The 22968-nt window shown below is 63.7% G+C and carries 23 protein-coding genes, 1 tRNA gene and 1 pseudogene; 13 read left to right on the plus strand and 12 right to left on the minus strand.

Annotated features, from left to right (window positions below; all coding sequences use genetic code 11):
- Positions 1-3 precede the first annotated feature (3 nt).
- Positions 4-1797 carry an ABC transporter transmembrane domain-containing protein gene (locus AC6UUM_RS07525; protein ID WP_500804708.1) on the minus strand — a complete coding sequence of 598 codons (1794 nt, stop codon included), beginning with the start codon at positions 1795-1797 and terminating at the stop codon, positions 4-6.
- Positions 1798-2078: 281 nt separating this feature from the next.
- On the opposite strand from AC6UUM_RS07525, the gene AC6UUM_RS07530 reads away from it, so the two are divergent.
- Both AC6UUM_RS07530 and AC6UUM_RS07535 read left to right on the plus strand, forming a co-directional pair.
- The gene (locus AC6UUM_RS07530) at positions 2079-3383 is read left to right on the plus strand and encodes a polyhydroxyalkanoate depolymerase (protein ID WP_500804709.1); all 1305 of its coding nucleotides are present in this window, start codon (positions 2079-2081) and stop codon (positions 3381-3383) included.
- Complete coding sequence (locus tag AC6UUM_RS07535) at positions 3376-3870, plus strand: GNAT family N-acetyltransferase (protein WP_500804710.1); 495 nt, start codon at positions 3376-3378, stop codon at positions 3868-3870. Before AC6UUM_RS07530 ends, AC6UUM_RS07535 begins: the two co-directional genes overlap by 8 nt.
- Before the next feature lie 3 nt (positions 3871-3873).
- Here AC6UUM_RS07535 and AC6UUM_RS07540 read toward each other — a convergent pair whose 3' ends face one another.
- Positions 3874-5652: an ATP-binding cassette domain-containing protein gene (locus AC6UUM_RS07540; protein WP_500804929.1), complete on the minus strand. Its 1779-nt coding sequence runs from the start codon at positions 5650-5652 to the stop codon at positions 3874-3876.
- Between the two features lie 112 nt (positions 5653-5764).
- On the opposite strand from AC6UUM_RS07540, the gene AC6UUM_RS07545 reads away from it, so the two are divergent.
- From AC6UUM_RS07545 to AC6UUM_RS07555, 3 genes are all read left to right on the plus strand, one after another.
- Complete coding sequence (locus AC6UUM_RS07545) at positions 5765-6151, plus strand: PepSY domain-containing protein (protein WP_500804711.1); 387 nt, start codon at positions 5765-5767, stop codon at positions 6149-6151.
- Between the two features lie 79 nt (positions 6152-6230).
- Entirely contained in the window at positions 6231-6893 is a 663-nt protein-coding gene (locus tag AC6UUM_RS07550; RefSeq protein WP_500804712.1) for a response regulator transcription factor, read from the plus strand.
- Between the two features lie 100 nt (positions 6894-6993).
- Positions 6994-8307 (plus strand): sensor histidine kinase, encoded by a 1314-nt coding sequence (locus AC6UUM_RS07555; protein ID WP_500804713.1) that lies wholly within the window; start codon positions 6994-6996, stop codon positions 8305-8307.
- On the opposite strand, the gene AC6UUM_RS07560 is transcribed toward AC6UUM_RS07555, so the two are convergent.
- On the minus strand, positions 8285-9115 hold the full coding sequence (locus tag AC6UUM_RS07560; protein WP_500804714.1) for a PEPxxWA-CTERM sorting domain-containing protein: 831 nt from the start codon (positions 9113-9115) through the stop codon (positions 8285-8287). The two genes, AC6UUM_RS07555 and AC6UUM_RS07560, sit on opposite strands and share 23 nt — an antisense overlap.
- A 132-nt stretch (positions 9116-9247) precedes the next feature.
- Positions 9248-9526, minus strand: a complete 279-nt coding sequence (locus AC6UUM_RS07565; protein ID WP_500804715.1) for a chorismate mutase — start codon at positions 9524-9526, stop codon at positions 9248-9250.
- A gap of 109 nt (positions 9527-9635) precedes the next feature.
- Between AC6UUM_RS07565 and AC6UUM_RS07570 the strand changes: the two genes are divergently transcribed.
- From AC6UUM_RS07570 to AC6UUM_RS07600, 7 genes and pseudogenes are all read left to right on the plus strand, one after another.
- Positions 9636-10649, plus strand: a complete 1014-nt coding sequence (locus tag AC6UUM_RS07570; RefSeq protein ID WP_500804716.1) for a polyprenyl synthetase family protein — start codon at positions 9636-9638, stop codon at positions 10647-10649.
- A 48-nt stretch (positions 10650-10697) separates the two neighbouring features.
- A complete protein-coding gene (locus AC6UUM_RS07575; RefSeq protein WP_500804717.1) occupies positions 10698-10976 on the plus strand; it encodes an NADH dehydrogenase ubiquinone Fe-S protein 4 in 279 nt (92 codons plus the stop codon).
- Positions 10976-11167 (plus strand): hypothetical protein, encoded by a 192-nt coding sequence (locus AC6UUM_RS07580; RefSeq protein WP_500804718.1) that lies wholly within the window; start codon positions 10976-10978, stop codon positions 11165-11167. The genes AC6UUM_RS07575 and AC6UUM_RS07580 overlap by 1 nt, the downstream gene beginning before the upstream one ends.
- 56 nt (positions 11168-11223) lie before the next feature.
- Positions 11224-11300: transfer RNA gene (locus AC6UUM_RS07585), tRNA-Arg, on the plus strand.
- A gap of 138 nt (positions 11301-11438) precedes the next feature.
- A pseudogene (locus tag AC6UUM_RS07590) lies at positions 11439-12220 on the plus strand (IS5 family transposase).
- Between the two features lie 298 nt (positions 12221-12518).
- Complete coding sequence (gene desA, locus AC6UUM_RS07595; protein ID WP_500804719.1) at positions 12519-13916, plus strand: syringate O-demethylase; 1398 nt, start codon at positions 12519-12521, stop codon at positions 13914-13916.
- A 5-nt stretch (positions 13917-13921) separates the two neighbouring features.
- A complete protein-coding gene (locus AC6UUM_RS07600) occupies positions 13922-14320 on the plus strand; it encodes a nuclear transport factor 2 family protein (RefSeq protein WP_500804720.1) in 399 nt (132 codons plus the stop codon).
- A 26-nt stretch (positions 14321-14346) separates the two neighbouring features.
- Here the strand turns inward: AC6UUM_RS07600 and AC6UUM_RS07605 are convergent, their stop codons facing one another.
- Genes AC6UUM_RS07605 through AC6UUM_RS07615 form a run of 3 tightly spaced genes read right to left on the minus strand, consistent with a single transcriptional unit; the run spans position 14347 to position 17114 of the window.
- On the minus strand, positions 14347-15648 hold the full coding sequence (locus AC6UUM_RS07605) for an MFS transporter (RefSeq protein WP_500804721.1): 1302 nt from the start codon (positions 15646-15648) through the stop codon (positions 14347-14349).
- Between the two features lie 52 nt (positions 15649-15700).
- On the minus strand, positions 15701-16168 hold the full coding sequence (locus AC6UUM_RS07610) for a Saro_0803 family transcriptional regulator (protein WP_500804722.1): 468 nt from the start codon (positions 16166-16168) through the stop codon (positions 15701-15703).
- A 25-nt stretch (positions 16169-16193) separates the two neighbouring features.
- Positions 16194-17114: a methylenetetrahydrofolate reductase gene (locus tag AC6UUM_RS07615; protein ID WP_500804723.1), complete on the minus strand. Its 921-nt coding sequence runs from the start codon at positions 17112-17114 to the stop codon at positions 16194-16196.
- Between the two features lie 79 nt (positions 17115-17193).
- Between AC6UUM_RS07615 and purU the strand changes: the two genes are divergently transcribed.
- Positions 17194-18054 carry a formyltetrahydrofolate deformylase gene (gene purU, locus AC6UUM_RS07620; RefSeq protein WP_500804724.1) on the plus strand — a complete coding sequence of 287 codons (861 nt, stop codon included), beginning with the start codon at positions 17194-17196 and terminating at the stop codon, positions 18052-18054.
- Here the strand turns inward: purU and AC6UUM_RS07625 are convergent.
- The 5 genes from AC6UUM_RS07625 to uxaC all read right to left on the minus strand — a co-directional run bounded on the left by AC6UUM_RS07625 (position 18044) and on the right by uxaC (position 22936).
- The gene (locus tag AC6UUM_RS07625) at positions 18044-18781 is read right to left on the minus strand and encodes an alpha/beta fold hydrolase (protein ID WP_500804725.1); all 738 of its coding nucleotides are present in this window, start codon (positions 18779-18781) and stop codon (positions 18044-18046) included. The two genes, purU and AC6UUM_RS07625, sit on opposite strands and share 11 nt — an antisense overlap.
- Positions 18782-18881: 100 nt before the next feature.
- Positions 18882-19724, minus strand: coding sequence for a class III extradiol dioxygenase subunit beta (locus AC6UUM_RS07630; protein WP_500804726.1), 843 nt, complete (start codon positions 19722-19724; stop codon positions 18882-18884).
- 1 nt (position 19725) lies between these two features.
- Entirely contained in the window at positions 19726-20136 is a 411-nt protein-coding gene (gene ligA / locus AC6UUM_RS07635; RefSeq protein WP_500804727.1) for a protocatechuate 4,5-dioxygenase subunit alpha, read from the minus strand.
- Positions 20127-21527, minus strand: a complete 1401-nt coding sequence (locus AC6UUM_RS07640) for a mannitol dehydrogenase family protein (RefSeq protein ID WP_500804728.1) — start codon at positions 21525-21527, stop codon at positions 20127-20129. The genes ligA and AC6UUM_RS07640 overlap by 10 nt, the downstream gene beginning before the upstream one ends.
- Positions 21524-22936: a glucuronate isomerase gene (uxaC, locus tag AC6UUM_RS07645; RefSeq protein ID WP_500804930.1), complete on the minus strand. Its 1413-nt coding sequence runs from the start codon at positions 22934-22936 to the stop codon at positions 21524-21526. Before uxaC ends, AC6UUM_RS07640 begins: the two co-directional genes overlap by 4 nt.
- Between the last annotated feature and the right edge of the window lie 32 nt (positions 22937-22968).

A 22968-nucleotide genomic window follows, 5' to 3' on the forward strand; every position in this document is an offset into this window, starting at 1 on the left:
AATTCAGGCGGCAACCTGATCGAACTGCAGCCGCGCCAGCCGCGCATAGAGCCCGCCGCCTGCCATCAGGCTGTCGTGGGTGCCGGTGGCGACAATGCGGCCCTTGTCCATCACCACGATCCGATCGGCATTGCGCACGGTGGCCAGGCGATGGGCGATCACCAGCGTGGTGCGCTCCTTCATCATCTCATCAAGCGCCGCCTGCACCAGCTGCTCGCTCTCGGCATCCAGCGCGCTGGTGGCTTCATCGAGCAGCAGGATTGGCGCGCTGCGCAGGATGGCGCGAGCAATGGCGACCCGCTGGCGCTGGCCGCCCGAAAGGCGCGTGCCGCTTTCGCCAAGATAGGAATGGATGCCTTCAGGCAGTTCGCGCAGGAACGTGTCGGCATGCGCGGCTTCAGCGGCGGCCCACACGTCGGCTTCGCTGGCATTCGGGCGGCCATAGCGGATGTTTTCAAACGCGCTGGCGGCGAAGATCACGGTTTCCTGCGGCACCACGGCGATGCGCTCGCGGATTTCGTGCGGATCGGCATCACGATAGGGTACGCCATCGATGCGCAGATCGCCGCTTTCCGGATCGTAGAAACGCTGAACGAGCTGGAACAGGGTCGATTTGCCGGCGCCCGATGGCCCGACCACCGCCACGGTTTCGCCCGGCGCCACATGCAGGGAGAAGCCGTTCAGTGCCGGCGCATCCGGCTTGGAAGGATAATGGAAATGCACATCGTTCAGTTCCAGCCGGCCTTGCGCATTTGCCGGCAGCGCGGTGGGATGGGCCGGCGCGCAGATCATCGGTCGGGCGGCGAGCAACTCCTCCATCCGACCCGACGCACCGGCAGCGCGCATGAAATCGCCATAGACTTCGGTGAGCGTGCCGAACGCGCCAGCGACAATGGCCGCGGCAAACACGAAGGCCGCGATCGACCCGCCGGACAAGGTGCCGGCAATCACATCGAGCGCGCCCTGCCACAGCACCAGCGTGATCGCGCCGAACACCAGGCTGATGACCATCGCGGTCATGATGGCGCGCAGCCGCATGCGGGATTTGGCGGTGGCAAAGCTGCGCTCCACGCCGGCCGAGAAGCGCGCGGCTTCGCGGCCTTCCTGGGTGAAGGCCTGCACGATGCGGATGGCGCCGAGCACTTCCGAAACCATGGTGCCCAGATCGGCAACGCGATCCTGGCTGGTGCGGGAAATCTCGCGCACCTTGCGGCCAAGGAAGAGGATCGGCAGCATGGTCAGCGGTATGACCAGCAGCATCAGCAGGGTCAGGCGCGGGGAAACCCAGAACATGTAACCAACCCCGCCAATGCCCATCACGCTGTTGCGCAGCGCCAGGCTGGCCGAGGTGGATACCACCTGTTCGATGATGGCGGTATCGGATGTCAGCCGGCTGGCGATTTCGGCGGGGCGGTTCACTTCGAAAAACACCGGATCCAGCGATACCAGGTGGCGCTGCACGGCGGTGCGCAGATCGGCAACGACGCGCTCCCCGATCCAGGTGACAAAATAGAAGCGCGTTGCCGTCGCCAGGCCGAGCATGCCGACCAGGCCGAGGAAGATGGTGAAGAACGGCCGGATGGCGGCCGGATCGCTGCCGCGGGAAAAGCCGTTGTCCACCACCATCTTCAGGCCCTGAGGGATGGCCAGCGTGGTGACGGCCGCCACCAGCAGCGCCGCCAGCGCGGCCGCCAGTTGCCACGGATAGGCGCCAGCGAAACGCCACAACAGCCGCAGCCGGGACAGTTTGCGCTCACCCACGGGTGGCAGCGGTGGTTTCGGCGGTCTGGAAGCCATGGCGGCTGATAACAGGCACGTGCCATTTCCTCAATGATAATGGCACGGCTGTGGCATTGGCAGCCGTGGGGCAGCCGTGGGGCAGCCGTGGGGCAGCCGCGGGGCAGACGTGGGGCAGACGTGGGGCAGCCGGGGCGGGGGCCGCGTTTGCCTGCTGAAACGTGCCTTTGTCCGGTCGTTGCTGATAATTCCGACGCTTCCAGCAGTTTTCGGTTTATGCTGCACCTGCGATATGGCACGGAGGGCGTGCTGGCGGAAAAGGCCGCAACGAAAGGGTTTCCATGCTTTACACGTCGTTCGAGATGCAGCGCGCCTGGATGGCCGGTGTCGGCATGATGGCCAAGACCAGTTCCGAAATGCTGTTGAGCACGGCAAACCCGTTATCGTGGTCGCCGGCGGCGCCGGTGGTGGCGCGGTCGCTGGAAGTCTTTGCCCACGCGGTGGCGCCGCGCGGCAAGCCGCCGTTCGGCCTGGCAGCCACCATTGTCGATGGCGTATCGGTGGCGGTGTCCGAAGAGATCGTGCTGAGAAAGCCGTTCGGCCAGTTGAAGCATTTCCAGCGTGCCGTGTCTGGCCGGCGCGATCCGCGCGTACTGGTGGTGGCGCCGATGTCGGGCCATTATGCGACCCTGCTGCGCGGCACCGTCGAACGCTTGCTGCCCGACCATGATGTGTACATCACCGATTGGCGCGACGCGAAGTTGGTGCCGGCCAGCGAAGGCAAGTTCGATCTGAATGACTATGTCGATTATCTGATCGAGTTTCTGGAGCATCTGGGGCCGGATACGCACATGCTGGCCGTGTGCCAGCCGTCGGTGCCGGCGCTGGCCGCGGTGTGCTTGATGAACGCCGATGATCACCCATGCGCGCCGCCGACCCTCACGCTGATGGGTGGACCGGTCGATACGCGCAAGGCGCCGACATCGGTGAATGATCTGGCGCACAACCGGCCTTATGCCTGGTTCGAACAATCGGTGATCCAGCGCGTGCCCGATGTCTATCCGGGCGCGGGGCGCAAAGTGTATCCCGGCTATCTGCAACTGTCGGGCTTCCTGTCGATGAACCTGGCCAACCACATGAAATCGCACTGGGAAATGTTCAAGCACCTGGTCGATGGCGATACAGAATCATCGGATGCCACCAAGGCATTTTATGATGAATATCGTGCCGTGTGCGACATGACCGCGGAATTTTATCTGCAGACCATCGATCTGGTGTTCCAGCGCCAGGCGCTGGCTACCGGGCAATTCTGGCATCGCGGCCGTCTGGCCGATCCGGCGGCGATCACGCGCACGGCGCTGCTGGCCATCGAAGGCGAGCGCGATGATATTTCCGGCATCGGCCAGACGAAGGCCGCGCTGGATCTTGCGGTCAACCTGCCCGACACCAAGAAAGCCTATCACATGGCACTGGGCGCCGGCCATTATGGCATCTTCAACGGCAGCAAATGGCGCGAAGGTGTGGCGCCGGTGGTGGAACAGTTCATCCGCAAGCACGACACCGCCAAGGTGACGCCCGCACCGCTGCGCGTGGTGCTGCCGCAGCATGTGGAACCGGCCGTTACGCCCGGAGTCGAGGTTGCCTGATCTGCACGTCCGGCCGCTGGTGGCGGCGGATGTGGAAGCCTATCGCGCGCTGCGCCTGCAAGGGCTCCGCGACCATCCTCATGCGTTCGGCGCCGATGGCGACGAGGAAGCGACGTGGCCGATCGGCGACTGGTTGGCGCGGCTGCAGCGGCGGGCGACCTTTGGCGCCTTCCTTGGGGACGCGCTGGTCGGCACGGCGGCCCTGTCAATCGAGCCGGGACGCAAGCAGGGTCATCGCGGATCATTGGTTGGCATGTATGTTGCCCCTGCGGCGCGTGGGCTGGGCGCGGGGCGGGCGTTGATTGCTGCTGTGCTTGGTCTGGCCAGGGGCCGGGTGGAAACGCTGGAATTGAGCGTCGCCATCGCCAATGCGCCGGCAATTGCACTGTATCTGGCGTGCGGGTTCCGGCCCTATGCCATCGATGCCGATGCAATCCGCGTGAACGGCGTGCCGGTGGATGATGTGCTGATGCGGCGGCTGGTGTGAAATTCAGCCGGCCAGGCCTTCTTCCATCGCCGCCAGTTCCAGCCAACGCAGTTCGGCGCCCTCCAGTTCGGCGCGCAGCGCATCGAGATCGGCGCTGACCGCGGCGAAGCGGGTGGGATTTTTCGAATAGAGCTCCGGATCGGCCAGCCGGGCTTCGCGGGCGGCGATATCGCGGCCCAGTGCTTCGATGCGGCCGGGCAGTTCGGCCAGCTCGCGCGCATCCTTGTAACTCAGTTTGCCGGCCTTTTTCGAAGGGGCCGAGGCGACTGGCGTGGTCGATCCGGCGGAGCGGCCCTTGGCCTTTGCCGCCGGCGTCTGGCGGGCCGCCCAGTCGCTCCAGCTGCCGACGCTGATATCGGCATGGCCGTGGCCATCCATGGCGACGATCATCGTCACCACCCGGTCCAGAAAGGCGCGATCGTGGCTGACCAGCAGCACGGTGCCATCATAATCGCCGATCACTTCCTCGATCAGGTCGAGCGTTTCCATGTCGAGATCGTTGGTCGGTTCATCGAGCACCATCAGGTTGGACGGCGTCGCGAATTCGCGGGCCAGCAACAGCCGCGATTGTTCGCCGCCCGACAGGCTGGCGGCCGGCGCATCCAGGATGCCGGGTTCGAACAGATAGTCCTTCAGATAGCCGGCGACATGTTTCTTGGTGCCGTTCACCTCCAACCACTCGCCGCCATCGGCCAGCACCTCGCGCACGGTGCGGCCCGACAGGCGCAGGCGGTGCTGATCGATGATGGTGGGCAGCATTGTGGCCGCGCGGGTGATGCTGCCGGCATCGGGGGCGATCTGGCCCAGCAGCAGCTTGATCAGCGTGGATTTGCCGGCGCCGTTGGGGCCGACAATGCCGATGCGATCGCCCTTGCGCACGCGCAGCGACAGATCGTCGATCAGCACGCGGCCGCCAAACGCCACGGATACATGTTTGGCATCGATCAGGATTTTCGATCCCGGGTCTTCGCTCTGGGTGGAAATGCGCGCGGTGGTGGGGCCGCGATCGAGGCTGCGGCGGGTTTCGCGCAGGTCCATCAGTTTCGACAATCTGCCCATGTTGCGCTTGCGCCGTGCCGTTACGCCGCGTTGCAGCCAATGTTCCTCGGCGCGCAGTTTCGTGTCCAGGCGCTGGGCGGTGCGCTCCTCTTCGGCGGCGACGGCTTCGGCCCAGGCATCGAACCCGCCAAAGCCCACTTCGGCGCGGCGCAACATCCCACGATCAAGCCACAGGCAATTTTTGGTCAGGCGGGTCAGGAAAGCGCGATCATGGCTGATCACCACCAGGGCGCAGCGGCTGCGATCCAGCCAGTTTTCCAGCCAGGTGATGGCACCGATGTCCAGATGGTTGGTCGGTTCATCCAGCAGCAGCAGATCGGGCGCATCGGCGAGCACGCGCACCAGCGCGGCGCGGCGGCGCTCCCCGCCCGATGACGTGGCCGCGGGTCGGGCCATGTCCATGCCCAGCTGATCGGCCAGCGCCTCGACCTCGTAAGGCTGTGCGCCGCCGGCCATGGCATAATCCCCCAGCGTGGCGAATTGCGCCATGGGTGGGTCCTGCTCCAGCCGGCCGATGCGCAGGCCGGAAGCCGTCGCTCGGCGGCCTTCATCAAATTGCAGGCTGCCGTCGATGATCTTCAGCAAGGTGGATTTGCCGGCACCGTTGCGGCCGATCAGGGCCACGCGATCGCGCGCATCGATGGTGAGCGACAACTGCCGGAACAGCCAGTCGCTGCCGGTTTTCAGGCCGATGGAATCAAGGGTGAGAATGGGTTCGGGCATGGTTGCCATGGCAGTGGCGAAGGATGCCGCCACTGGCAAGTGGCGTGTGGGTGGGGCGCGTCGCAGCAGCCACCGCTTGGGCCACCGGTTGCACCAGCGCGCGGCTTGTTGCATGAACGGATGGCAATGCCAGCGATGTTCAGGGGTTGTTCAAGCGTTTGGCGGCATGCCGGCGGAACCTTGTTGGGAATTTGATGTAGACATGCCAGTTCGTGGACCAGTTTTGGGTTTCCTTCTGATTGCTGCCAGCCTGTTGCTCGCCGCGCCGATAATGGCGGGTCCGAACGATGTGCATGCGATGGTGCAGGCCGGCGAAATCATGCCGTTCGAAGCCATCAGGCAGCGGATCGTGCAGGAAACGCCGGGCGAATATGTGGGGGCGCAATTTGATCAGAACAGCCGCGTATACCGGTTCCGGTTCTTGCGCGACGGCAATCTGATCAATGTGGATGTCGATGCGCGCACCGGTGAGCGCGTGCGGCGTCGGCAAAGCTATTGAGATCGTATTATTGCATGACGGGATCGGCAGACAGTCTTGGTGCTGGCGTCCCGGACCATGTGACGGAGTAACAGAGCAGATGCGTATCTTGGTTGTGGAGGATGAACCGAGCCTGCGGCACCAGTTGCGCAATGCGCTGGAGCAGGCCGGCTATGCCGTCGATGACGCCGGGGATGGCGAGGAAGGCCATTATCTGGGGGCCAACGAAGCCTATGATGCGGTGATCCTCGATCTCGGCCTGCCGGAAATGGATGGTTTGACCGTTCTGGATCGCTGGCGCCGCGCTGGCCGGGTGATGCCGGTGCTGGTGCTCACCGCGCGCGACAGCTGGTCAGACAAGGTGGCCGGGCTGGATGCCGGGGCCGATGATTATCTGGCCAAGCCGTTCCAGATCGAGGAACTGGTAGCGCGGTTGCGCGCGTTGATTCGCCGTGCGGCGGGGCAGGCGACATCGGAGTTGCTGGCCGGCGGCGTGCGCCTGGATGGCCGGTCGGGGCGCGTCACCCTGAACGGCGAACCGGTGAAGATGACCGCCCAGGAATTCAAGCTGCTGAGCTATCTGATGCACCACAAGGGCAAGGTGGTCAGCCGCACCGAACTGATCGAGCATATTTACGATCAGGATTTCGATCGTGATTCCAACACCATCGAGGTTTTCATCACCCGAATCCGCAAGAAACTGGGTGCCGATCTCATCATGACCACGCGCGGCCTTGGCTACAGTCTCAACGACCAGCTCTGATCCGCCGGCTCCTGCAGCCCCGGCTGTGGCGGCCCCGGTGGTGGGTGAGGCCAGACCTGCGCGCCGAACCGTAAGCTCCGGCCGCTCGCTGCGCCGCCGCATGATCCTCATCGCGGCGGTGTGGATCATGCTGCTGCTTGGTCTGGGCGGTGTCGCACTCGATCGCGTGCTCGATGAGACGCTAACCGCCAGCTTCGACGAGCAACTCGCCAACAACCTCAATGCCATGATCAATTCGGCCGAACTCGATGAGGTCGGCGAAGTGCGGCTGTTGCGCCCGCTGGGCGATCAGCGCTTTGCCGAGCCCTATTCCGGCCTGTACTGGCAGATTTCCGGCAAGGGCCAGGCGCCGTTTCCATCGCGCAGCCTGTGGGATCGCCAGCTCGGCGCCCCGCCGGCCGACCGCGATTGCCGCCAGCCGTGCAAATATGAAGCAACGATCTTTTCAGGGGAGCCGCTGCGCATCATCGGGCGCAGCGTGCGGCTGCCGGGCGCGCAGACGCCGCTCTATTTTCAGGTGGCGCAATCGAGCCGCGACCTCGATGCCCAGCGCGTGCGCACAAGATCGATTCTGGTCTGGTCGCTGTCGGTGCTGGGGCTGGGCCTGATTGCCATGGCAGCGCTGCAATCCACCTATGGCCTGGCGCCGCTGCGCCGGGTTTCAGATGCAATTGCCGCGATCCGGTCGGGCCGGGCCAAGCGTGTGGCGGCCCGGTTCCCGGTCGAGGTGGCGCCGCTGGTGGGCGAAATCAACGAACTGCTCGATCATGGCGAGGCGCAGGCTGAAGCGGCGCGGCGCCATGCCGGCAATCTGGCCCACGCGCTGAAAACCCCGATGAGCATCATGCTGGGCGAGGCGCGGGGCCGCGACGATGCGCTGGCGCGCACGATCGAAACCCAGGTGCAGGTGATGCGCCGCCATGTCGATCACCAATTGGCACGCGCGCGCGCCGCCGGGCGCCGCTCCGCATCGAGCGCCCGCACCCCGGTGTGGCCGGCCGTGGAGGCCATCGTGCGCACCGTGGAACGGCTGCACACCGGCCGGGTGACCATCGATCTGGCCGGTGACCGCACCGCGGCGTTTCGCGGCGAGCGCCAGGATCTGGAGGAGATGGTCGGCAATCTGGTGGAAAATGCCGCGATCCACGGCGGCGGCCGCGTGTTCATCACCATCGAGGCCGATGCCGCAAGCGTGCGATTGCTGGTGGAGGATGATGGCAAGGGCATCGCCGCCGATCACCGCAGCCGCCTGTTCGAACGTGGGGAGCGGCTGGACACTGACAAGCCGGGCACCGGCCTGGGCCTCGCCATCGTGCGCGATGTCGCCGAACTTTATGGCGGCAAGATCGAACTGGCAGATTCCGAGGATCTGGGCGGCCTGATGGCCGTGCTCAGCCTGCCGCGCGCGCCGTGAACCGTTGCCGCCGCGCGGCGGCCCCGCACAGGCCAAAGCCGGCGATCAGCAGCATCCAGCTCGAAGGTTCCGGCACAGTTGAAAGCGACGAGACCAAGGAATAGCCGGCAGCGCCAGGTGGCAGGATGAACACCGGATCGGCATAGGCCTTGCCCCTGCTGAGCTCGAAGGGGTCATTGTAAACGGTCTGATATACGCTGGCGCTCAACGTCACCGGATACAGCCGGTTTGGCAGCAGCGAGATGATCAACGCGTCATAGTTCCAAGAGCTGGGGCCTGATGTACAACTGCCTTCAAGGCCGGAACAGGCGGATGCATAAAGTTCCAGCGGAAAGTCCGGAACTTCAGCCGGACCGCCGCCTCCGACACCGCCACCCCCGACGCCCACAACGCCTGGCGGCGGCACGACTTCACTCTGGTAGACGCTGCCGATGCGCAAGCTCGCCGCTGCCGCCATATTGAGGTACGAGGTCGCATAGCCGAGGGTTTTCACCGCCACATTCACGCGCGGTCCGTCCGGGCCGACGAGCATGATGCTGTAGTTCAACGTGGCGTTGGCCTGGCCAAAGATCGAAAAATCCAGATCGACCTTCACGTGGCCGCCATTGCTGCTCTGGGCCTCAGCAATTCCGATACCGCCGCCGTCTGTGGCCAAGATGGTTTTTACATCAATCTTGTCGCCGGGGATGGGCGGAATGACGATCGCGTGGTTCTGAGCAGCTGCAACAAAGCCAGACAGGTCAGACTTCATCAGCACCACGTTGGTGTAGCCGGCCGTCTGAACCGTGTCCAAGGCTGCGGCGGGCATGGCAACCGCAAAGGCGGCCAAAGCTGCGCAGGTTGATGCGGCTGCAAACTTCGTCATCATTGCTGCTCCCCCCGGAAAGCGCGATAATGGTTAAGCTTCCGGGCAGTCAGGGTCAAGCCATGGCGATGCTGATCAGCTTTGTGCGGCCCGGTGATGGCGGATCACCTCATCGATGATGAAGCGTAGGAATTTTTCGGAAAACTCCGGATCGAGATGCGCGCTGACCGCCAAGCTGCGCAGGCGGGCAATCTGCTGGGCCTCGCGGCCGGGATCAGCGGGTGGCAGGCCATGATCGGCTTTGTATTGGCCCACGGCCTGAGTGATCTTGAAGCGTTCGGCGAGCATGAATATCAGCGCCGCATCGATATTGTCGATGCTTTCGCGAAACGCCTTCAAAGCCGGATCAGACACGCGTTATTCCCCTTTCGGCACGGCGGCCGCCGCCTCCTGTTTGCGTCACAGCGGCGCGGTGGGCAAGGCCACGCTTGCGCGCGCCGCGCCATCGGTTAAGGAAAAGCCTGTGAGTGCAACCGTCCATACCTTGCGTCCCGGCCGTGAGCCATCGATCGCCGCGCTGATGCAGCTGACTGCATCGGGGCTGAACGCGGTCAACCATGTCATCCTCGATCGCATGCAATCACCGGTGGCGCTGATTCCGGAACTGGCCGGGCATCTGATTGCCGGCGGCGGCAAGCGTCTGCGCCCGATGCTCACGCTCGGCTGCACCGCGCTGCTCGGCTATGAAGGTAGTCGCCACCATCGGCTGGCAGCCGCGGTGGAGTTCATCCACACGGCAACCTTGCTGCACGATGATGTTGTTGATGCCTCGGGTCTGCGCCGGGGCAAGGTCACCGCCAATGCGCTCTATGGCAACCCGGCGAGCATCCTGGTGGGTGATTTCCTGTTCAGCCGGGCGTTCGAACTGATGGTGGAAGACGGCAGCTTGCGCGTCCTCAAGATCCTCAGTCGCGCATCGGCGATCATTGCCGAAGGCGAAGTGGCGCAATTGACCGCGCAGCGCGACGTCACCACCACCGAAGATCGCTATCTGGAGATCATCAGCGCCAAGACCGCCGCACTGTTTGCTGCCGCCTGCCAGATCGCGGCCGTGGTCGCGGAACGCGATGATGCGGTGGAAGCCGCGCTCGCCAGCTATGGCCGCTATCTCGGCATCGCTTTCCAGCTGGTCGATGATGCCATTGATTATGTGTCGGATGCCCAAACCATGGGCAAGAATGCGGGCGATGATTTCCGCGATGGCAAGATCACCCTGCCGGTGATCCTGGCCTATGCGCGCGGCAACGAATCGGAACGCGAATTCTGGCGCGCTGCAATGACCGGGCGGGCGGCTGGCGATGCCGAACTGGTGCGCGCTGGCGAATTGTTGCGCCAGACCAATGCGGTGGCCGATACGATGGCGCGCGCCCGCCATTACGGCCAGCGCGCAATCGATGTGCTGGGCACGTTCCCCAACGGTCCGGCGCGCAAGGCGCTCACCGAAACGGTCGAATTCGCCATCGCGCGCGCTTATTGAGCTGAAGTTGCGCTTGCCGGCGGGGCGCTCCCGCTGCAAAACACCGCGATGCACGCCCGTCTGTATCAACGCCCCAAACATGCCATGCAATCCGGCCGCGCGCGCACCGGGGAATGGCTGCTGGAATTCGAACGCGATGATCGCATGCGCGCCGATCCGCTCACCGGCTGGACCGGCAGCGGTTTCACCGCCGGGCAGATCCAGCTGCATTTTCCCACGCAAGCGGCGGCCTTGGCCTATGCACAGGCCAATAGTCTGATCGTCGAGGTCGTGCCGCTTGGACCCAAGACGCTGAAGATTCAGGCCTATTCCGACAATTTTCGCTGATGCGCAGCACGTTCGAATCGGCGAGCGTGCGGCTGTATCGGTTGGGTGACGGCGATCCGGTGGCCGAAACCATCTTCTATGGCCCGCTCGCCGAAGCACTGGCGCTCGCCGCCCAGGATCCCGACCCATCGGGGCTGTGGATCGCCACTGACAATGATGTGGTGTCCTACGCCGATCTCGCCGAAGGCTGAAGCTGCGCGCGCCGCACTGGATTTTTGCGCCAATCCCCGGCATTGCCCACCCCAACGCGCCCATAGCTCAGCCGGATAGAGCACGTGCCTTCTAAGCTCGGGGTCGCAGGTTCGAGTCCTGCTGGGCGCGCCAAATTCTTGCCAATATGGGTGCATGTACCTGTCGGTCCCTGATGCGCTTGCCATCCTGATCTCGAACTAGGTCGTGTTGACAAAAGGGATTCCCAAGCTGTCGGGTTTCTGATTCAAAGCTTCTTTTTGGGGAGCAGCGGTGTTTCGCGGAGACCTGACGGACGAGGAATGGGCGGTGGTTGGGGCGCTGCTGCCGCCTGAGCGCGGTCGCTGGGCCCGGCCTGCCGGGGACAATCGACGCTTCTTGAACGGGATGCTGCACGTGCTGCGGGTCGGTTGCCCCTGGCGGGACATGCATGAACGCTACGGCAAGTGGAACTCGGTCTATGTGCGGTTCCGCCGCTGGGCCGAACAGGGCGTTTGGGATGCCTTGCTGCAAACGCTGGTCGATCTTGGGCTCACCGACGACTGGCAGCATATGATCGACAGCACCACGGTTCGCGGCCACGTCTCGGCAGCGGGCGGAAAAGGGGGGCCTGTGCGAACGCTTTTGGTCGATCACGCGGCGGCTTTACGAGCAAAGTCCACGCCCGGTCAGACAATCAAGGACGCCCTCTCGGCTTCATCCTGACCGGCGGCGAAGCGTCGGACTATGCCGCGGCCGACGCGCTGATGACGATCCCCGTGGCGAAGCCGAAGGCGCTCCTGGCCGACAAAGGCTACGACGGCGACGCCTTCCGGCAGAACCTCCTGATGCACGGCATCTTGCCGATCATCCCGCCGCGTTCAAACCGCAAGGCGCCGGAGCATCCCGATTATCGCCGTTATCGAGACCGAAATCGCATCGAGCGCATGTTCGGCAAGCTGAAACAGCAGCGCCGCATCGCCACCAGATACGACAAAACCGCCCTCTCGTTCGCCAGCTTCCTCAACCTCGCCGCCGCGCGGCTATGGCTGAAGTCTTTTGTCAACGCTGCCTAGTCTGTTGGCGTGATCAACGACAATCCTCTGGTTGCAAACGCGAATGTTCAGGTCGCGGTCGGCTTGGGCTGCGTCGGTTTTCGACACTTTTCCACATCAAGGCTTGCCTGTTGGCACAAGGCCGCTTTGTTGCGCCCGTTCATGCGGCGCGACAGGCTGTCGACTCACGCAGACCGCGACGGCAAACGATGTCGTATGTGATGCATACAAAAAAATTGACAGAAATCGTATGTTGAACTTACAAGATTTGCGGTCGCCGGGACGCTGTATTGGCACGGCTATTTTGGGAGGACAGGGCATGGCTGGCCATCGCTCGCTGGAAGCGCTGCTGAATGAAACCCCTGACGTTGTGGGATTGCTGCGCAATCAGCAGGTGGGGCCGAACGTTTATCCCGGCGTGCCCGCCGAATTTTCCAATTGGCGCGACGAGCAGCGCGCCTGGGTCGAGACGTGCGTGCTGTTCAACCAGAGCTACCACATGGCTGAGCTCATGGTGGAAGGGCCTGGCGCCTTCGCTTTCCTCCATGGGCTGGGCATCAACAGCTTCAAGGGGTTCTCGCCCAACAAGGCCAAGCAGTTCGTGCCGGTGACGCCCTATGGTCATGTGATTGGCGACGTAATCCTGTTCTATCTTGCTGACGAAAAATTCAATCTGGTTGGCCGCGCGCCCACGCTGAACTGGCTGATGTTCCATGGCGAAGGCCGCAGCGATGTGAAATTGACCTATGACGAGCGCACGGCCGCCCGCCCCGATCCGGAAAACCGCCGCCATTACCGCTTCCAGATCCAGGGCCCCAATGCCGCCAAGGTCATCACTGACGCCACTGGTCAGCCGGCGCCCGATCTCAAGTTCTTCAACATGTGCTGGATGACGATCGCCAACTGCCAGGTGCACGCCCTGCGGCACGGTATGGCCGGCCAGCCAGGCTATGAACTGATGGGACCATGGGCAGAGCGCGAGGCGGTGCACGCGGCGTTGGTCCAGGCCGGCAAGGCACATGGCATGAAGCTCGTCGGCGGCCGCACTTACGCGTCGAACACGCTGGAATCGGGGTGGATCCCCTCGCCGCTGCCGGCCATCTATACCGGCGAGGCGCTGCGCTCCTATCGCGAATGGCTGGGCGATCGCCACTACGAGTACAAGGCATCCATCGGCGGCAGCCATGTGCCTGAAAGCGTGGAAGGCTATTATCTCACCCCGTGGGATCTGGGCTATGGTCCGTTCGTGAAGTTTGATCACGACTTCATCGGCTGCGAAGCGCTGGAGACGCTCGCTGCTGGTCCGCATCGCCGGAAGGTGACACTGGCGCTGGACAATGTGTCGGTGACGGACACGCTGTTCGGCATGTTCGGCAAAGACGGACTGCGGCCCAAATACATGGATTTTCCCAGCGCGGTGTACGCCATGCACCCGTTTGACCGCGTCGAGCAGGATGGCCGCCTGGTCGGCCTGTCGACCTGGATCGGCTACAGCGCGAACGAAGGCAAGCTGCTGACCCTTGCCATGGTGGATGAGGCACTCGCCATACCCGGCACAGAGGTCGAACTGGTGTGGGGTGAGCCCGATGGCGGCACGTCCAAGCCGACGGTGGAACGACACCGGCAGGTGAAGATCAAGGCCGTGGTGGCGCCCGCGCCTTATTCGGAAGTGGCCCGGACCAGCTATGCCGACAGTTGGCGCACCAAATCGGCCTGATGGGCATGCTGAGTGCGCTGGACCGGATGCTCGCCGAGCATGCATGCGCGCGGCAGATCATCGCCTATGCCGCCGCTGTCGATGCGGCCGACTGGCACGCTGTGGCGGCGCTCTACACCGAAACCGGCCGCATGAGCCGGCCAACCGCGCCAGACGTGTTCATCGCCGGACGGGCGATGATACTGGCGAGCCTCGTGTCCCGACCACCACGGGTCACGCGCCATGTCTGTACCAACATCCGGGTGACGCTGAGCGGTGCCGACAATGCGACGGCGAGCAGCCAGATCCTGCTGTTCACCGGAAAGGACCAGCCGCCGTTGGTGGGCAGCTATGCCGATGTGCTGGTGCGCGAAGAGGGTGACTGGCGCTTCGCCGAACGCCGCGGCAGCCTGGATTTCAACTGATTGCCCTCGGCGGCCCGTATCACCAGTCAAGATCGGGCGCGTTGTTCATTGAGCGCCAGCAACGCCAACGCAGCCACCAGCGAGCCGGCGGACATGGCCATTGCCACGCCGGGCAGGCCGAAGCCGGCTTCGAACAGATATCCGGCCAGCACCGGCGCCAGCGCCGCACCGCCCCGGCCAACGCCGATCGCAAAGCCGGTTCCGGTGGCCCGCACGTGCGTGGGGAAGATGATTGCGAACAGCGAATAAAGCCCGACGATTGCCGAGTTGGTGAAGAAGCCGGTGACAGCCACCATGATTGTGAGCTGGTTGAGGTCGCGCGCGCCCTGGCCAAACCAGACCACCACGCCCACTGAAATCAGCAAAGATCCGATGGTCACGCGCCTCAGGCCAACGCGGGTGGCCAGAAGGCCGAAGATCGCGCCGCCGGTTGCCCCGCCAACATTGGCCCATGTCAGCACATTGGCGGCCGCGCGCGGATCGAAGCCGAGATCGACGACGATCTTGGGCACCCACTTCAAGACGAAATAGAAGCTAGTGATATGGGCAAAATAGGCCAGCGTGATGAGCAGGGTGGCGCTGATCAGGCCGGGCCTGAAGAGGTCGGCCAGCGAACCCTGACGATCCCCGAGATGCAGGGGCGACAGCGTATCGGCCGGGGCATGGCCAAAGCGCCGCAGCGTGCGATTGATGCGCGCCAGCGCGCCTTGTGGCTGCCGGCGATCCAGATAGGTGGTGGTTTCCGGCATGAAGAGCCAGACCAGCGGAATGCAGGCGGCCGAGGCCAGCGCGCCCATGGTGAACACGTCGTGCCAGGTGCCGCCGCTGCCATAGATGATCTGCACACCCCACCCGCCGATCACGCCGCCGATGGGATAGCCGATCACCATCAACGCCATGGCGACGCTGCGCCAGGCCAGATTGGAATATTCGGCCGCGGCCGCATTGATTGCCGCGAGCATCCCGCCGATTCCCAGGCCGGTCAGCAGTCGCCAGGCGAGCAGCGTCTGCACGTCCCCGGCCTGGCCGGCGCACCACATGCCGATCGCCATGGCCACCAGGCAGCCAATGATGGTGGGCCGACGGCCGACCTTGTCGGCAAAGCCGCCGAGCAGGATGGAGCCGATGGCCATGCCGAGCAACTCCATCGACAATACCCAGCCCAGCGTGGCCGGCCCAATGCCCCATTCCTTCGCAATGCCGGGCGAAGCAAAGCTGATCGACAGCACGTCGAAGCCATCGAGCGCATTGAGGGCCACCGTCATGGCAACGGCCAGCCACTGCCAACCGCCCATGCGGCCGTTTTCGATCATGGTCTTCGCGGTCATGCCCGGCATGTGGTCGCCCCCCGTCATGTCAAAGCGCAGTCAAATTATGTGGCTATTGATGAATGCGGGTCAGCAGTTCGATCAGGGTCGCCACCTCTGTGGGGGTGAAACGCGCTTTCAGCCAAGCCTCGTGAGCGCGGATCGCGTCCTTGGCAATCACCAGAATGGACTGGCCAGCCGGTGTGAGGTTCAAGGTCTGCTTGCGCCCGTCGCTGGCGGATTTGCCGCGAACCAGCAGGCTCCGCTCCTGCAGGCGGTTGACAATGGCCATGGTGGTTGCGCGGTCCATGCGCATGCGGCGGGCAAGATCGGTCTGGGCAATGTCGGGACTGTCACCAATCAGCCACAGCACCGCGACTTGCTTCTGCGTCAGCTCAAGCTCCGAGCAGTTTTCCGAAAAATGCCGATAGGCCGCGCCATAGGCCAAACGAATGTGAAAACCGACGATCTCGTTGATCTCGCCGATATCGGGATCGCCGTCGATCGGTGGCGTGGTGGCCGACAGGCTTTCCTTGCGCATCCTTGTCCTGCCTCCCCGAGAATTGTTAGTGCCGCATAGGATCGGCGTCCAGCCGCTGCTCACGGGCCCGTATCCAGTCCAGCGTCGCCTTGAGGCCGCCAAACGGGTAGAAGTGCAATCGCATCGGCCCATGGTCCTCGCCAAGCCGGCGGGCAAATTCATCGACCAGGCGGTCCGGCCCGGCGTTGCCCAGCAGATTGGCGGCAGAGATTCCGTATTTTTTCAGGACCGATGCTGAAACGCCGACGCCGCACCTTGCTGCGAAGCCCAACAACCGCCTGATGCCGGCGGGGCCCGGAATGCCGATGCGCACCGGAACGTCGATGCCGCGCTGGCGCAGCTCGACAAGCCAGGCCAGCTGCGCGTCGGCGTCAAAGCCGAACTGGGTGACGATCAGCGCTGCCATGCCGCGCGACTGGATGGTCTGTACCTTGGCAGAAAGGACATCCCAGCACTGCTGCGCCGTCATCACCGGATGGCCTTCCGGGTGTCCGCCGATGCCGATTGCCTTGATGCCGGCCTGTTCGAAAGCGCCCGTTTCGATCAGCGCCATTGTGTCTTCATAGGGTCCGATCGGTGCGGGCGGATCACCGGCCACGACGAAGCATCGTTCCACCCCGGCCTCGCGGACCACGCGGCGCAGATATGTGCCGAAATCATCCTCCGAAAGGATGCGACGGGCTGAAAAATGCGGCATGGGCTCGAACCCAAGGCGGCGCACCGCCACGGCTGCCGCCACCCGCGCCGCCATGTCCTCGCCGGGCAGGAAGGTGATCGAGAGGGGCGTATCGGTTGGAATGGCCGGCGCCGCCTCCTGAAGCTGGGCGATGTCCTTGGCGGTCATTTCCAGCGAGAAGCCGTCCAGGATGCGCTGCGGTTTTGTGGCCCACGCCGGGTGGATCAGTCGTTCGGCCAGACTGGGCTTTACGGGGCTTTGGTCTGCCATCGCTGTTCATCCGCAAATTCTGCTGGGCAGAGCTTAGGCATTTTTGTATGCAACACAAACAATAATCGAGGAAAATCGCATGGGCCGTCCGCATTTCGTGCTGACTCTGGTTTGTCCGGATCGTCCTGGTCTGGTCGCCGGCGTCGCCCACATGCTGTCACAGTCAGGCGGGAACATCCTCGATTCGCAGCAATATAACGATCAGGAAAGCCGGCGTTTCTTCATGCGGGTGGCGTTCGAGCTGCTCGATGGCGCCGATTGCACCCAATTCGAGAACCGCTTTGCCGGCTTTGCCAAGGCCAGCCTGATGGACTGGACACTCCGCAACACGGACGACAGGCGCAAGGTGCTGTTGATGGTCTCCAGGTTCGACCACTGCCTGGGCGACCTGCTCTATCGCCACCGCATCGGCGAATTGCCGATGAATCCGGTTGCGATCATTTGCAACCATCCGATGGAGGCGCTGAACATATCCCTGATGTCGGACATTCCCTTCCATCATCTGCCTGTCACCCGTGAAACCAAGGCGAGCCAGGAAGCCCGAATCAGACAGTTGGTGACGGACAGCGGTGCCGAGCTGGTGGTGCTGGCGCGCTACATGCAGGTTCTGTCAGACGATCTTGCGGCGTTTCTGTCCGGTCGCTGCATCAATATCCATCACAGTTTCCTGCCGGGATTCAAAGGCGCCAAGCCCTATCATCAGGCCCATGCCCGCGGCGTGAAGATGATCGGCGCAACCGCACATTATGTGACCGCCGATCTGGACGAAGGCCCCATCATTCACCAGGACGTCGAAGCGATCGATCACGCCGACACGCCGGACGACCTTGTGCGCAAGGGCCGCGACATCGAGCGGCGGGTGCTGGCCCGCGCGGTTCACCTTCATCTCGACGACCGCGTGCTGCTCAACGGCAACAAGACTGTCGTGTTCAGTGGCTGAGCGCAGCGGCCGCGGTGACCAGCGCGCCTGCCAACTCGGCCGGACGCGACAGAAAGGGCGAATGGTCTGCATCCAGACTGACCACAGCAGCGCCCGGCACCAAGGCCTGCATCTTGCGCTGGCTCGACAGCAGAATGGTTCGATCCTGTTGGCATTCGACATAGGTGCGCGGCAACCGGCCGAAGCGTTCCGACGAAAGCTGCAGGGGTGTCGTCCGCGGACCGCCAGGCTCGGCCACCAGCTTCTGCATGGCACGTTCGACCCGATCGGGCGGCGACATCTGCGCGAACACGCAGCGCCCGCGTTCCGTATCCACACAGGTTCCGGCGCCGCCGTGAACCGGAGAGATGATCGCATCAAAGGCCGGATTGGGTTCTTCCAGCGCCTTGAAAGCGGCACGGGACATGCCATCGGGCAGCATCATCGCGCAGATATAGACGAGGGCATCCATGGCATCGGGTGCCACTTCGGCCGCTTGGCTGATGACGAGGCCGCCGCGGCTGTGCCCGGCGAGCACAACCGGCCGCTGCCGGGCGCCACGGCACAGTCCAGCCGAAAATTCGGCCCATCCGGCAAGTGTTGCGGCACGAAGAGCGGCTTCATCGCCGCCCATGCCGGGCAAGTCCGGTGCAAGGACCTCGTGGCCTTCGGCCTCCAGCAGCGTCTTGACGTCGTCAAAGCACCAACCGCCATGCCATGAACCGTGGATGAGGATGAAGCTGGCCATCAACAAGCCCCGTTCCCGCATGCCAGCAGGTGCCGATCACGAGGCCGCGCGTGCGGCGCGTCGCAAGGGCGTGGGCGCATCAGACAGGTCTGCCTGATCCTCACTGTACAGGCTCCAGAACCATGTGACCGATTGCTGTGTTGCTGCACGGGATGTGATAGTGGCGATGCAGGCATCGGGTCTGCCTGCCCAGCGCGCCCCGCATGATCAGCCACATCACCATCTCGATGCCTTCGCTGCCGGTTTCGCGCAGATATTCGATGTGTGGCACATGGCGGACCGCCTGGCTGTCCCCGATCAGCCCATCCATGAACCGATTGTCCCATGCCCGGTTGAGCAGGCCGGCGCGCGGTCCTTGCAGCTGATGGCTCATGCCGCCGGTGCCCCAGATCTGGACATTCAGATCCTCGGGGAAGCTGGCCACAGCACGAGCAATCGCTTCGCCCAGCGCCCAGCAACGGTTGCCGGTGGGCACCGGGTAGGTGACGACGTTCACGGCCAGCGGCACGACCTGCACCGGCCATTGTTCTGGCTGACCGAACATCATCGAAAGTGGCACTGTCAGGCCATGATCGACATCCATCTCGTTGATGATGGTCATGTCGAATTCGTCGAGGATCAGGCTCTGGGCGATGTGCCAGGCGAGATCGGGATGGCCGATGACATCGGGCACCGGCCGCGCACCCCAGCCTTCATCGGCTGGCCTGTACGTCTCCCCGCAGCCGATGGCGAAGGTGGGGATGATGCTGGCGTCAAAGGCGGAGGCATGGTCGTTGTAGATCAGGATGACAACGTCGGGCTTCTGTTCCTGCAGCCAGGCCCTGGTCCATTTATATCCCCGCAAAATCGGCCGGAAATAGTCATCCTCCGTTTTGCCCTGGTCCACGGCCACCCCCAGCAGAGGGACATGGCTGGACCCCACGCCCGCCGTGATCCGCGCCATTTCAGTAACTTCCCTTGATCGAGCGGTTGCCTTCCGGCGAGCGGCCACCGTTCATCATCATCGCGCGATAGTCGGCAAAGCTCATGCCCGTCATTGTCGACACGCCTTCCGCCACGCTGATCCCATCTGTTGAGAACAGCTTGGCGAGAAAGTAGATGTTGCCGCCCAGATCGATCAGGGCGTTGTAATCGCGAGCCAATATGGCAGCCTTGGCAGCCTCGGAAATCGCCCATCCCTCCAGATAGCTGCGCTCGTCTGCCTTGAAGCGCGCGCGGTTGGCGGCGTCCATCAGGCTCATCGCAAACTGGTTGATCCAATATCCCTTGCGAGCCCGCGCCCCGGTAAAGACCCGCGTGCCGGGGATGTCTTCCAGTTCGGCCAGATAGGCGCAAATATCCTGTGTCATGTGCATTCCGCCTTGGCGGCGACCGCCTTTGCAAGCAAGGCGCTGTCTTCAGGGGCCGGTTGCCAGTGGCCAGCCAACATACCGCCCCGGCCAAACAGGCCATTGACGACATCCTCGGCGTCGCCCTGATTCCACAGTGACTGCAAGGCAGCAGCGCAGGGATCGGCCAGCGCACCTGTCCGCTTGTTGTTGTCACCGCGCACATGACGCAGCCAGGCCGCCAATGCCGCGAAGATCGCCGGGCAATGGCGGCCTTCGCGTCGATTCAGCTCCAATGTGCTCAGCCAGCGCTGCGGGATCTTCTGGCTGCCATCCATGGCGATTTGCGCCAGCCGGTGTCCGAGCGCCGGATTTTCGAACCGCGCCACAAGCGTGTCGGCGTAGGCGCCGAGATCCTGTCCCGGTGCGGCTGCAACCGTTGGCGCCGCTTCTTCGCGCATGAGGCGCACGATCAGCGCACGCAGTGGCGGATCGGCAATCGCCTCGTGCACATGGGTATGGCCACGCTCCAGACCCAGATAGGCCAGGGCCGAATGCGCTCCATTGAGCATGCGCAGCTTTGCCTGCTCGAAAGGCGCCACATCCCCTACCAGATCAACCCCGACGCCGGCCCAATCCGGCCGGCCGGCGGCAAAACGATCTTCGATCACCCATTGGCTGAAGGGCTCGGTGAACAGAGCGCCCTCATCCCGCATGCCGATCAGTTCGGCAGCACGATCAAGATCCTCAGCCTGGGTCGCCGGCACGATGCGGTCCACCATCGTGGCGGGAAAGCTGCACGTGTTCGCCACCCAGTCAGCGGTCGGCGCATCGTGAACGGCAAGCCAGGCCAGCAGCAACCGGCGCAGTTCCGGCCCATTGTCAGCGATATTGTCGCACGACATCAGGCTGATGCCGCCCAAGCCGGCAGCACGTCTGGCCGCAAGTCCGGCGGCCAGCAATGGAAACATACGCGCCTCAGTGGCCAGTTCGAGATCGAGGCTGCCGCCGGGCGCCCGGCAATAGCCCTTTTCGGTGATGGTGAAGCTGGCGATGCGGGTGGCTTCGGCGGCAAGTGCGGCGACAACAGCGGCCGGTGACGGCCGGGCAGCCAGGATGTGCCCGACCGCACCGATCAACCGTGCCCGTGCGCCATTTCCGTCCCGCTCGATCAGGGTATAGAGCCCGTCTTGCGGATTGAGTCGGTTCCCAACATCGGGTGATCGCATCGAGACGCCCGTGATCATCCAATCGCGGCTGCCCTTGTCCATGGCGCGATCCGTGTACCAGGCCAAATGCGCGCGGTGGAACGCACCAATCCCGAAATGCACGATGCCGGTGGCCATGCGGTCACGCTGATAGCCGAACCGTTCCACGGCGGCCGGCAGCCGCCCGATCGAGGCGCTTGCCAGTCTCACAGGCGATAAGCTTGACGGACCAGGGTGTTGGTCAGGTCACGCGCCAATTCGGCCGCTTCCCAATCCTCCAACTGGTGTTCGGCAACCAGTTCGGCGAGCACCCCACAGTCGATCCGCCGGGCAACGTCGTGCCGGGCCGGGATGGAAAGGAACGCGCGGGTGTCGTCATTAAAACCCACACTGTTGTAGAAACCGGCGGTTTCGGTGGTGGCACGGCGGAACCGGCGCATGCCTTCCGGGCTGTCATGGAACCACCATGCGGGCCCCAGTTTCAGGCAGGGATAATGGCCAGCCAACGGGGCCAACTCACGCGCGTAGCTGCTTTCATCCAGCGTGAACAAGATGATCGACAGCGCCTGCGCGTTGCCGAACCGGTCCAGCAGCGGCTTCAGGGCGCGCACATAATCGGTGCGGGTGGGAATGTCGGCGCCCTTGTCCCGCCCCAGCCGCGCAAACACCTGCGCATTGTGGTTGCGGAAGGAGCCGGGATGGATCTGCATCACCAAGCCATCATCAAGGCTCATGGCGGCCATCTCGGTCAGCATCTGGGCGCGAAATTGTTCGGCATCCGCTGCCGTTGCCTGGCCGCTGCTCACCCGCCGAAACAGGGCTTCGGCTTCGCTGGCCGACAGATTGGCTGTCTGCGCCGTCGGATGGCCATGGTCGCTGCTGGTGGCGCCAACGGCCTTGAACGCTGCGCGCCTGCTCCGGTGCGCGGCCAGATAGCCGGACCAGTTGAAGCAATCCTCACCCGAAATTTCCGAAAAGCGGGCAAGATTGACCAGAAAATCCTCGTGATCGGGGTCGACAACCGGATCGGGGCGGTAGGCGGTGATCACCTTTCCTTGCCACCCGCCAGCGCGATTTTCGCTCTGTATCTTCTGGTGGTGCGCCAGTGTGTCGAGCGGACTTTCTGTGGTGGCAATCACCTCGATGCCGAAGCGATCGAACAGGGCGCGTGGGCGGAATGCGTCCGTTGCCAACGCGGCAGTGATGGCGTCGTAATGGCTGTCGGCGGTTTCGGCGTCGAGTCTGGTCGACAGACCGAACACGTTCGAGAGCACCCAATCCAGCCACAGCCTTGAGGGCGTGCCGCGAAACAGATGATAATGGCTGGCAAACAGGCGCCATGCCGCGCGCGGATTGGCAGCAGGATTGCCCACGCCAATATCTTCCATCGCGATCCCGTGCGAATAGAGCATGCGGAACACATAATGATCCGGCACCAGCAGAAGATCGGTCGCGTTGTCGAACGCTGCGTTGTCGGCAAACCAGGCTGGATCGGTATGGCCATGTGGGCTGATGATCGGCAGGCCGGCAATGCTGTCATACAAGACGCGGGCAATGGCGCGCGTGCCCGGGTCTGCGGGAAACAGGCGGTCCGCGTTGAGATGAAGCGGTCTCGGCATCAGGTCCACCATCCGGATTGCTGACAACCGGC

Source organism: Sandarakinorhabdus sp., from assembly GCF_987265915.1.

Coding starts and splice junctions, on each gene's coding strand:
- uxaC (WP_500804930.1), bottom strand. CDS start 22,936: ATGCCGAGACCGCTTCATCTCAACGCGGACCGCCTGTTTCCCGCAGAC.
- AC6UUM_RS07605 (WP_500804721.1), bottom strand. CDS start 15,648: ATGACCGCGAAGACCATGATCGAAAACGGCCGCATGGGCGGTTGGCAG.
- AC6UUM_RS07600 (WP_500804720.1), top strand. CDS start 13,922: ATGCTGAGTGCGCTGGACCGGATGCTCGCCGAGCATGCATGCGCGCGG.
- desA (WP_500804719.1), top strand. CDS start 12,519: ATGGCTGGCCATCGCTCGCTGGAAGCGCTGCTGAATGAAACCCCTGAC.
- AC6UUM_RS07540 (WP_500804929.1), bottom strand. CDS start 5,652: ATGCCCGAACCCATTCTCACCCTTGATTCCATCGGCCTGAAAACCGGC.
- AC6UUM_RS07550 (WP_500804712.1), top strand. CDS start 6,231: ATGCGTATCTTGGTTGTGGAGGATGAACCGAGCCTGCGGCACCAGTTG.
- AC6UUM_RS07610 (WP_500804722.1), bottom strand. CDS start 16,168: ATGCGCAAGGAAAGCCTGTCGGCCACCACGCCACCGATCGACGGCGAT.
- AC6UUM_RS07545 (WP_500804711.1), top strand. CDS start 5,765: ATGAACGGATGGCAATGCCAGCGATGTTCAGGGGTTGTTCAAGCGTTT.
- AC6UUM_RS07625 (WP_500804725.1), bottom strand. CDS start 18,781: ATGGCCAGCTTCATCCTCATCCACGGTTCATGGCATGGCGGTTGGTGC.
- AC6UUM_RS07630 (WP_500804726.1), bottom strand. CDS start 19,724: ATGGCGCGGATCACGGCGGGCGTGGGGTCCAGCCATGTCCCTCTGCTG.
- AC6UUM_RS07530 (WP_500804709.1), top strand. CDS start 2,079: ATGCTTTACACGTCGTTCGAGATGCAGCGCGCCTGGATGGCCGGTGTC.
- AC6UUM_RS07525 (WP_500804708.1), bottom strand. CDS start 1,797: ATGGCTTCCAGACCGCCGAAACCACCGCTGCCACCCGTGGGTGAGCGC.
- AC6UUM_RS07575 (WP_500804717.1), top strand. CDS start 10,698: ATGCACGCCCGTCTGTATCAACGCCCCAAACATGCCATGCAATCCGGC.
- purU (WP_500804724.1), top strand. CDS start 17,194: ATGGGCCGTCCGCATTTCGTGCTGACTCTGGTTTGTCCGGATCGTCCT.
- AC6UUM_RS07615 (WP_500804723.1), bottom strand. CDS start 17,114: ATGGCAGACCAAAGCCCCGTAAAGCCCAGTCTGGCCGAACGACTGATC.
- ligA (WP_500804727.1), bottom strand. CDS start 20,136: ATGCACATGACACAGGATATTTGCGCCTATCTGGCCGAACTGGAAGAC.
- AC6UUM_RS07560 (WP_500804714.1), bottom strand. CDS start 9,115: ATGCCCGCCGCAGCCTTGGACACGGTTCAGACGGCCGGCTACACCAAC.
- AC6UUM_RS07580 (WP_500804718.1), top strand. CDS start 10,976: ATGCGCAGCACGTTCGAATCGGCGAGCGTGCGGCTGTATCGGTTGGGT.
- AC6UUM_RS07555 (WP_500804713.1), top strand. CDS start 6,994: ATGATCCTCATCGCGGCGGTGTGGATCATGCTGCTGCTTGGTCTGGGC.